Origin of the sequence: Sphingomonas sp. (genome assembly GCF_042096255.1) — a bacterium.
GTDB lineage: Bacteria > Pseudomonadota > Alphaproteobacteria > Sphingomonadales > Sphingomonadaceae > Sphingomonas.
In genome coordinates, this window is record NZ_JBELLZ010000136.1 from 1 (window position 1) to 6,169 (window position 6,169).

At 66.6% G+C, this 6,169-nt stretch carries 5 protein-coding genes and 1 pseudogene; all 6 read left to right on the forward strand.

The features are described 5' to 3' along the window. Positions 1-682: pseudogene (locus ACFDTH_RS16830) on the forward strand (cysteine--tRNA ligase); the annotation flags it as partial. A 154-nt stretch (positions 683-836) separates the two neighbouring features. Next, a complete protein-coding gene (locus tag ACFDTH_RS16835) occupies positions 837-1,775 on the forward strand; it encodes a D-2-hydroxyacid dehydrogenase (RefSeq protein ID WP_375288716.1) in 939 nt (312 codons plus the stop codon). 249 nt (positions 1,776-2,024) lie between these two features. Then, positions 2,025-4,199, forward strand: a complete 2,175-nt coding sequence (locus ACFDTH_RS16840) for a PQQ-dependent dehydrogenase, methanol/ethanol family (RefSeq protein WP_375288717.1) — start codon at positions 2,025-2,027, stop codon at positions 4,197-4,199. 277 nt (positions 4,200-4,476) lie between these two features. Continuing rightward, positions 4,477-4,815, forward strand: a complete 339-nt coding sequence (locus tag ACFDTH_RS16845) for a P-II family nitrogen regulator (RefSeq protein WP_375288718.1) — start codon at positions 4,477-4,479, stop codon at positions 4,813-4,815. Beyond that, positions 4,812-5,153 carry a DUF6968 family protein gene (locus ACFDTH_RS16850; protein ID WP_375288719.1) on the forward strand — a complete coding sequence of 114 codons (342 nt, stop codon included), beginning with the start codon at positions 4,812-4,814 and terminating at the stop codon, positions 5,151-5,153. The genes ACFDTH_RS16845 and ACFDTH_RS16850 overlap by 4 nt, the downstream gene beginning before the upstream one ends. Before the next feature lie 43 nt (positions 5,154-5,196). Then, on the forward strand, positions 5,197-6,169 hold a 973-nt coding region (locus tag ACFDTH_RS16855), incomplete at its 3' end, for a glutamine synthetase beta-grasp domain-containing protein (RefSeq protein WP_375288720.1).

Genomic DNA, 6,169 nt, shown 5'->3' on the forward strand with positions numbered 1-6,169 from the left:
CAACGAGATCGCGCAGAACCAGGCGCATTGCGATTGCGCGGATACGGGCGCGACCTTCTGGATGCACAACAACTTCCTGGTCGAGCGCGGCGGCAAGATGAGCAAGTCCGCGGGCGAATTCCTGACGCTCCAGGCGCTGGTCGACCGGGGCTTTCACCCGTTGGCGTACCGGATGATGTGCCTCCAGGCGCACTATCGCGGCGAGCTGGAATTCTCCTGGGAGAGCCTCGCGGCGGCGTCGGTGCGGCTGAAGCGGCTGGTGCAGGCGGTGGAGGGTCTGCGCGCGCGCGGCGACGTGTCGAAGGGCTCGGCCGCGGCCTATGCCGAGCAGCTGGACGCGGCGGTGGCGGACGACCTCAACACGCCCAAGGCGCTGCCGGTGCTCGACGCGATGCTGGCGGACAAGAAGGTCGGCCCCGCCGAACGGCTCGCTGCCCTCGTCGACTTCGACGCGGTGCTCGGACTGGACCTCGGCGCGCTCACCCGCGCCGACCTGCGCGTGCGCCCGCGTGACGCGGCGATCGACGAGGTGGGCATCGCCGATTGCCTGGCGCAGCGGCGCGAGGCCCGCGCGGCCAAGGACTTCGCCCGTTCCGACGCGATCCGCGGCGAACTCGCGGCGGCGGGGGTGGAGGTGATGGACGGCGACCCGTTGGCATGGGACTGGAAGCCGACCGCCTAATCTCAACCGTCACCCCGGACTTGTTCCGGGGTCCACCGCGCCGAAGGCGGTTCGATCGAGATCATGCGAGTCGCCCCGCGGCACGGTGGATCCCGGCACAAGGCCGGGATGACGGGATTGGCAGGGCGTCGCCGCCGCTCCTACAGTCCATCGCATGAAAGCCGTCCTCCCCGCCCTCGCCCGCCCGCTGCTCGAACCGCACCTGCCCGCCGACCTGGAGGTCGCCTGGTTCGCCAAGCCTGCGGAGGCGAACGCCGGGATCGCCGACGCCGAGATCGCCTGGGTGGACATGCAGCCGACTGCACTGGTGGCGGAAGCGATCCGCGCCTCCGGGCCGCGGCTGAAATGGGTCTCCACCATCTATGCCGGGCTCGATGCCTTTCCGCTGGATGTGCTGCGCGATCGTGGTGCGACCTTGACCAACGGCGTCGGCATCAATGCGATCGCGGTGGCGGAATATGCGGTGATGGGTGTGCTCGCCGCCGCCAAGCGCTTCGACCAGGTGGTGCGCGCGGCCGAGCGGCGGGAGTGGCTATCCGATGCGCCGGGCAAGACCGAGCTGGCGGACACGCGCGCGCTGATCATCGGCTATGGCGCGATCGGGCAGCTGATCGGCGAGCGGCTGCGCGCGTTCGGCGTCGCCGTGACGGGCGTGACCCGCTCGGCGCGCGAGGGCACGATCGCGCCGGACCAATGGCGCGACCGGCTTGCCGAATTCGACTGGGTGATCCTGGCCGCCCCCTCGACGCCCGAGACCAAGGCGATGATCGGCGCCGACGAGTTCGCCGCGATGAAGCCGGGCGCGTGGCTGATCAACATCGCGCGTGGTGACATGATCGAGGAGGCGGCGCTGCTTACAGCGCTGCGCTCCGGCCAGCTGGGCGGAGCGTTTCTCGATCCCACCGATCCTGAGCCCTTGCCCGCCGATCACCCGCTGTGGTCCGCGCCGAACTGCATGATCACCATGCACCTGTCGGGGCGCAGCCAGTCGAAGATGTTCCAGCGTGCGGCGGCGCTGTTCCTGCGCAACCTGGCGGCATATCGGGAGGGGCGGCCAATGGAGAATGTGGCGGATCTGGCAGCGGGATATTGAGGCGCCGCCACCCTCCCTCGTTGGTCCTGAGTAGCCGCTGAGCGCAGCGAAGAGGCGTATCGAAGGATTGGTGCTTGGCGCTGATCCTTCGATACGAGCCTTCGCTTCGCTCAGTCTCTACTCAGGACGAATGGAGGTGGAGGTTGGCCATCCGCAAGCAGCTAAAGCACCCGACTTAATCCCTCTTCCCAACGCCCCTGCCCTGCGCCACACTCCCCTGAGACTTCGACGACGAAGCGGGAGAGGATGATGCGCAAGGCAGGCGTGCTGCTGACAACAGCACTATTGGCGGGCTGCGGCGGGAGCGAGCAAAGCCGCGATCGCGTACTCGGCCGTGTCGATGCAGCGCTGCTGACCAGCGGCGGCACCGGCGCCGACTGGCCGATGACCGGCTATAATTATTCCGAGCAGCGCTTCTCCCCCCTCACCCAGGTCAATGCCGGGAATGTCGGCAAGCTCGGCCTCGCCTGGTTCGCGGACATGCCCGACGCGCGCGGGCAGGAGGCGACGCCTGTGGTGGTGGACGGGCGGCTCTACGTCACCGGGCCATGGTCCAAGGTGTTCGCCTATGACGCCGCTTCGGGCCAGAAGCTCTGGGAGTTCGATCCGGGTGTCGACAAGGCCAAGGGCGTGCAGGCCTGCTGCGACGTGGTCAACCGCGGCGTCGCGGCGTGGAAGGGGCGCGTCTATGTCGGCACCATCGACGGGCGGCTGATCGCGCTGGACGCCGGCACCGGCAAGCAGGACTGGTCGGTGCAGACCACCGACAATTCTAAGCCCTACACCATCACCGGCGCCCCGCGGGTGGTGAAGGACATGGTGATCATCGGCAATGGCGGCGCCGAGTTCGGCGTGCGCGGCTATGTCACCGCTTATGACGCCGCGACCGGCACGAAGAAGTGGCGTTTCTACACCGTGCCCAATCCCAGCGGCGCCAAGGACGGCGAGGCGAGCGACGCGGCGATGGCGAAGGTGGCGCCGACCTGGTCGAAGAACGGCGAGTGGAAGACGTCCGGCGGCGGCGGCACCGTGTGGGACTCGATCGTCTATGACGCGGAGCTCGACCAGCTCTATCTCGGCGTCGGCAACGGCTCGCCTTGGAACCACGGGCTGCGTTCCGAGGGCCAGGGCGACAACCTGTTTCTGTCCTCCATCGTCGCGCTCAAGCCGGACACCGGGCAATATGTCTGGCATTATCAGGAGACCCCGGGCGAAACCTGGGACTTCACCGCAACGCAGCCGATCAACCTCGCCACGCTGAACATCGGCGGCAGCCCACGAAAAGTGCTGATGCAGGCGCCCAAAAACGGCTTCTTCTACGTCGTCGATCGCATGAACGGAAAGCTGATCAACGCCGGCCAGTTCATCCCCGGCGTCAACTGGGCGAGCGGCTATGACATGAAAACTGGCCGTCCGATCGAGAATCCGGCGGCGCGCTTCTACAAGACCGGCAAGCCGTTTCTGGCGCTGCCCAGCGCGATCGCCGCGCACAATTGGCAGCCGATGGCGTTCAATCCCAACGTCGGCCTCGCCTTTATCCCCGCGCAGATCGTCGGTAGCGCCTATCTCAACCCCAGTTCGCCGCTCGACGCCGCCAAGCCGCTCGGCTTCAACGTCGGGCAGGACCTCGGCAACGCCATGTACCCGCGCGATGCTGCGACGGTGAAGGCGGCGATCGCCGGTGCGACCGGACGGCTGGTCGCCTGGGACCCGGTGGCCAACAAGGCGCGCTGGACGGTGGACTATCCGACACCGTGGAACGGGGGCACCATGACCACCGCGGGCAACCTCGTCTTCCAGGGCACCGCGCTCGGCGAGTTCCGCGCCTATGCCGCCGATACCGGCAGGCAGCTGTTCGCCTATCCGGTCGGCACCGGGGTGATGGCGGGCGCAGCGACCTATCAGGTCGGCGGCGTGCAATATGTCGCAGTGCTGGCGGGGCGTGGCGGCGCGCTGCCGCTCTCGATCGGCTATGCGATCGGCAAGGCCCGCGACGTGCCCAACGTGCCGCGCCTCCTCGTCTTCAAGCTGGGCGGCACCGCGAAACTGCCCCCCTCCCCGCAGCCGGACACCGCGCCGGTGACCTTGCCCACGGCTACCGGCACGCCGCAGCAGGTAGCGCAGGGCCAGGCGCTGTACGGCCGCTATTGCCAGGTCTGCCATGGCGCCAGCGCGGGCGGCGGCGGCGTGCTGCCCAACCTCCAACGCTCGGCCAACCTGGGCAATCCCGATGGCTGGCATGCGGTGCTGATCGACGGCGCGCTCAAGGACAATGGCATGGTCAGCTTCGCCAAGGTGCTGACACCGGAGCAGGCACAGCTAATCCGGCTGTACGTGCTGGACGAGGCGCACTGGGCGCAGAAGAACCTGGCGGAGGCGCCGACGGCGGGCGGCAAGGTGCCGGCGCGGACGGGGGTGCGCTGACACACACCTCCGTTCGGCCTGAGCGAAGTCGAAGGCCAAGCCCCAGCGTTCCCGCATGTGCTTCGACTTCGCTCAGCACGAACGGATTTGGGCTGGCTTTGATGCCGGCACGATGCGAAGTTGATGCCGTCTGATGCAGCACACTGCCCATTCGTTAGGCAGTCGTTAACCCGCGCCGCACCGCAGCAACGCCCCCTTGCTCTCGGGGGCCGCGGCTGGCACGTTCGGTGCAAGCCGTGTCGCTCGGGACCGGGTATTCAGGGGTGGGCGTTTCCGCGTGAAGAAGATCGAGGCGATCATCAAGCCGTTCAAGCTGGATGAGGTGAAGGAAGCGCTGCACGAGGTCGGCGTGTCGGGTATCACGGTCACCGAGGCCAAGGGCTTCGGCCGCCAGAAGGGCCATACCGAACTGTACCGCGGCGCTGAATATGTCGTCGACTTCCTGCCCAAGGTAAAGCTGGAGGTGGTGGTGGAGGACGATGTCGCGTCGCGCGTCGTCGAGGCGATCGCCGCCGCCGCGCAGACCGGCCGCATCGGCGACGGCAAGATCTTCGTCATCCCGGTCGAAACCGCGCTCCGCATCCGCACCGGCGAGCGCGACGCCGACGCGATTTGACGAAGCCGCCGATCAATGAAGACGATGTGGTCGCAGAAAGAAGGTTCGACAGCCCGGAAGGGCCGGTCATTCTGCGACTCCATAGACCTATCCCTTGGCCAAGTGATATCTCCGACCGTGAACCGGATTGGGTCTGCTGGTACGCGATCCGCTTCCCTTCTGGCGAAGGCAAGCGGCACAGTGCAGTGGGCGTCGATAGCATCCAGGCGCTTCTGCTCGCCTTTGCAAGCGCGATGGGCGACCTGCGCTACGTTGGCGACGGGACACCCACTCGACGACCGCCGCTGCAATGGCTCGGCGAAGACGACCTCGGCCTAACCATCAACCATTTCGAGTAATTACGGGCCGCTGCGGGGCGGTTCAACAAAGAGGAAGAAGATCATGGCGAACACTGCCGCAGACGTGCTGAAGAAGATCAAGGACGAAGAGATCGAGTGGGTCGACCTGCGTTTCACCGATCCCAAGGGCAAGTGGCAGCACCTGACCATGGTCGCCACGCTGATCGGCGAGGATGAGCTGACCGACGGCCTGATGTTCGACGGCTCGTCGATCGCCGGCTGGAAGGCGATCAACGAGTCGGACATGATCCTGAAGCCCGACCTCGACGCGGTCTATGTCGATCCGTTTTCGGCCACCCCGATGCTGATCGTGTTCTGCGACATCGTCGAGCCGTCGACCGGCGAGGGCTATGCGCGTGATCCCCGGACCACGGCGAAGCGCGCCGAGGCGTACCTCGGCACCACCGGCATCGGCGACACGGTGTACGTCGGCCCCGAGGCCGAGTTCTTCATGTTCGACGACGTCCGCTTCGAGACGAGCTACGCCACGTCCTATTTCAAGATCGACGATATCGAGCTGCCGACCAACTCGGGCCGCGAATATGAGGGCGGCAATCTCGCCCACCGCCCGCGCGCCAAGGGCGGCTACTTCCCCGTCGCCCCGGTGGATTCGGCGGTCGACATCCGCGGCGAGATGGTCTCGACCATGATCGAGATGGGTCTGCCCTGCGACAAGCACCACCATGAGGTGGCGGCCGCGCAGCACGAACTGGGCCTCACCTTCGGTACGCTGACCACCACCGCCGACCGGATGCAGATCTACAAATATGTCGTGCACCAGGTCGCGCACGCCTACGGCAAGTCCGCCACCTTCATGCCCAAGCCGATCAAGGAAGATAACGGCTCGGGCATGCACACCCACTTCTCGATCTGGAACGGCAAGGAGCCTTTGTTCGCGGGTAACGGCTATGCCGGCCTGTCCGAGACCTGCCTGTTCTTCATCGGCGGCATCATCAAGCACGCCAAGGCGATCAACGCCTTCACCAACCCGACCACCAACAGCTACAAGCGGCTGG

Excerpts from the sequence above, each read along its gene's own strand:
- ACFDTH_RS16835 (WP_375288716.1), top strand. The coding sequence starts at position 837 with ATGAAAGCCGTCCTCCCCGCCCTCGCCCGCCCGCTGCTCGAACCGCAC.
- ACFDTH_RS16840 (WP_375288717.1), top strand. The coding sequence starts at position 2,025 with ATGCGCAAGGCAGGCGTGCTGCTGACAACAGCACTATTGGCGGGCTGC.